This window comes from Kitasatospora sp. NPDC047058 (assembly GCF_040643935.1).
Lineage (GTDB): Bacteria > Actinomycetota > Actinomycetes > Streptomycetales > Streptomycetaceae > Kitasatospora.
Map to the genome: position 1 here is coordinate 1 of NZ_JBEYVJ010000610.1, position 3,103 is coordinate 3,103.

The following is a 3,103-nucleotide window of genomic DNA, read 5'->3' on the forward strand; positions in this document are numbered from 1 at the left end:
GCGCGGTCGCGGCGCCGACGTCCAGCAGGACGAGGTGCAGTTCGCGGCCCTGCGCGGCGGCGGCCCGGGAGAGCCAGCGGCGCATCCAGGCCCGGCTGCCGCAGTCGTGCACCAGCAGCGGCCCGCCCCGGCGGACCGAGCTGCGCAGCAGCCGGGCGTGTTCCAGCCGCGCCCACGGCCGGTAGACGGCGTACGGCAGAGCGGCGGGCATCACCGCCTCGCAGGCCTCGTGCACGGCCCGGGGGTCGACGGTGGCGGCCGCGGCGGCCTGGGCCGACCAGCGGCGCAGCAGGGTGCTCTTGCCGCTCCCGGGCAGGCCGGAGACGACCACGACGGCGTCCGCCGGGTACTGGACGGTGAAGGGTGCGCCCGCCTCGCCCCGGAGGTCGACCAGGCCCCGCGGTTCCATCGCTGCCTGCGCCTCCTGCCGTACGGCGGTCCGCCCGCGCGGCGTGGCCGGCCTGTCCATGCTGTTCCCTCATCCCCGCTTCTGCCCGACCCGGAACGATAACAACTCCGCCGCTCCCCCGGCGCAGGCGGTCCTGGCGGCCGGCGGGGCCCGGGCCAGGGCCTAGGCTGGATCTCGATGTGATGATCTGTCAGCAATCCGTCGGGCATCCGCCGGGACGGGCGTGCGGGGAAGGGCGGGACGGCGTGGCGGGGACGCTGACGGCGGCGGGGTCCGGTACGGGGGTGGCGACGTACACCGGGCTGGTGCTGGACGGGCTGGCCCGTGATCCGGACCGGGTCGCGATCCGGTGCGGGGAGGCGTCGCCGACCGCGCGGGAGTGCCTCGACGACGTGTACCGGCTGGCGCGGGCGCTGTCCGCCGCCGGCCTCGGGCGCGGTGACGGCGTCACGGTGCTGGCCGGCAACCGGCCGGAGACGGTGCTGGTGCGGCTGGCGGCGAACCTGGTCGGCTGCCGGGTGGCGATGCTGCCCACCGACCGTCCGGTCGCGGAGCAGGTCGCGATGGCGGAGGACGCGCTGACGGCGGCCCTGGTGTTCGACCCGGTGCGGTGCGGCGCCGCGGCGCAGCGGATCACCGCCGCGCTGCCGGGTGCCCTCGCCCTGGCGCTCGGCCCGGCCCCGTCCGGCGGCCCGGCACCGGGCAGCGATCTGCTGGCCGCTGCCGCCGGGCTCTCCGCGGCGCCGCTGGCACCCCGGTACCGGCCGGAGGACGTGATGGCGGTGCGGTTCACCGGCGGTTCGACCGGCCGGCCGAAGGGGGTGCTGCGCCGTTTCGCCCGGCCGCCGCGGCCGGAGCTGCCGGCCGCGTCCACCTTCCTGCTGTGCACCGAGCTCTGCCACGGTGGCGGCGGCACGGCGGACCTGGCGCTGGCGGCGGGCGGCACGGTGGTGCTGCAGGACGGGTTCGCGGCGGACGCGGTGCTGGCGGCGGTCGAGCGGTACCGGGTGTCGCGGGTGTACCTGCCGCCGCACCTGCTCTACCAGGTGCTGGACCACCCCGCGCTGCCGAGGACCGACACCGGCAGCCTGCGCCGGGTCACCTACACCGGGTGCCCGGCCTCGCCGGAGCGGCTGGCGGAGGCGACCCGCCGGCTGGGGCGGGTGCTGCACCAGACGTACAGCCTCACCGAGTGCGGGCCGGTGACCCGGCTGACGCCGGACGAGCACCTCGACCCGTGGCTGCTGACCACGGCCGGCACGCCGCTGCCGGACACCGAGATCCGGATCCTGGACGAGGACGGCACGCCGCTGCCGGCCGGCCGGACCGGGGAGATCTGCGTCCGGACCCCGACGGCGATGGCGGGCTACTGGCGGGACCCGGAGCTGACCGCGCAGGTGCTGCGGGACGGCTGGCTGCACACCGGTGACCTGGGGAGCCTGGACCGGTCCGGGTACCTGACGGTGGCCGGGCGGCGCGACGCGATGGCGATCGTGGACGCGCACAACGTCTTCCCGCGCGACGTCGAGGAGCCGCTGCTCGCTCACCCGGCGGTGCGGGAGGCGGTGATGTTCTCGACCACCGGGCGGGACCGGCTGGAGCGGGTGCACGCCGCGGTGACCACGGTGCCGGGGGCCCGGGTGACGGAGCAGCAGTTGCACCGGTGGGTGCGCGAGCGGCGCGGCCCGCTCTGCGATCCGGCGACGATCCTGCTGCTGCCCGGCCTGCCGTTGAGCGGGGCCGGGAAGCCGGACCTGGCCGCGCTGCGCGCGCTGGTCCCGGACGCCGCAGGTGCCTCCGGGGACGGACCGGTCCTGGGGGCGCGTGACGAGGGGTGACGCGCGCCCCGGTGCCTCGGCCGCCCGCGTGCGCGACCTTGCGCGCGGCGGGCGGCTTGCGGAAGCGACCGTGGACGCTCGACGGAGCTGTCCGGACTGCCGATAGAACCGGCGGCCGACTCCCTCGCGCCGCCACCCTGGAGGCACCTTCCGTGACCTGGCTCCGCGTCCTGACCGCCCTCGGCATCCTCGCCGCGGCGGCCGGCGCCCTGTTCGTCTTCGCCCGCTGCACCGCCCCCGCGCGGGGTGACCACGGGGACCACCGGGACCGCGGCGACCACGGGACCGGCAGACGCCACGGCGACGGGAGCACCCCGCGGGATCCGGTACGGGAGGCCGCGGAGCGCAGCGGGCTGATCCGGCCCGTCACCGACGAGGACTGACGCCCGCTCCCGGGCGCGGCCCCACTCCAGGGCCGCACCGCGCCCGGCCCTCGCGTCAGTGCCCCGCGAGGTCGTCCGGGCGGACCTCGATGTGGTCGGCGGCCAGGTCCACGGCGACCCGGTGCTCCATGCCCAGCGCCTCCAGGAACTTGACCGGCAGCTGCACACGGCCGGTCCGGTCCAGCATCACATACTCGCGCTCGTTGACCGACTCCTCGCCGTGCTCGTCGGTGACCGTCCGGCGCAGCACCTCGCTGCTGGTCCGCCCGTCCCGGATGGCGACCGTCCGGCGCACCTCGCCCGCCACCATCGGGTCGTGGGTGACGATGACGACGGTGGCGCCGAGTTCGCGGTTGACGGTGCGGAAGGCCTCGAAGATGGCGGCCCCGGTCTCGGAGTCCAGCTCACCGGTGGGCTCGTCGGCCAGCAGCACCGGCGGGTTGTGGGGGGAGGGCCCGGGCGGGTGGGGGCGC

The 3,103-nt window shown here is 77.1% G+C and carries 3 protein-coding genes and 1 pseudogene; 2 read left to right on the forward strand and 2 right to left on the reverse strand.

What is annotated here, in order from left to right; translation table 11 throughout:
- Positions 1–409, reverse strand: a 409-nt coding sequence (locus ABZ885_RS38215; protein WP_360199353.1) for an AAA family ATPase, incomplete at its 3' end; no start/stop codon positions are given.
- 284 nt (positions 410–693) lie between these two features.
- Between ABZ885_RS38215 and ABZ885_RS38220 the strand changes: the two genes are divergently transcribed.
- Positions 694–2,247 carry an AMP-binding protein gene (locus ABZ885_RS38220; protein ID WP_360199355.1) on the forward strand — a complete coding sequence of 518 codons (1,554 nt, stop codon included), beginning with the start codon at positions 694–696 and terminating at the stop codon, positions 2,245–2,247.
- 152 nt (positions 2,248–2,399) lie between these two features.
- Entirely contained in the window at positions 2,400–2,630 is a 231-nt protein-coding gene (locus tag ABZ885_RS38225; protein ID WP_360199356.1) for a hypothetical protein, read from the forward strand.
- Positions 2,631–2,685: 55 nt separating this feature from the next.
- Here ABZ885_RS38225 and ABZ885_RS38230 read toward each other — a convergent pair.
- Positions 2,686–3,103 (reverse strand): annotated as a pseudogene (locus ABZ885_RS38230) (ABC transporter ATP-binding protein); the annotation flags it as partial.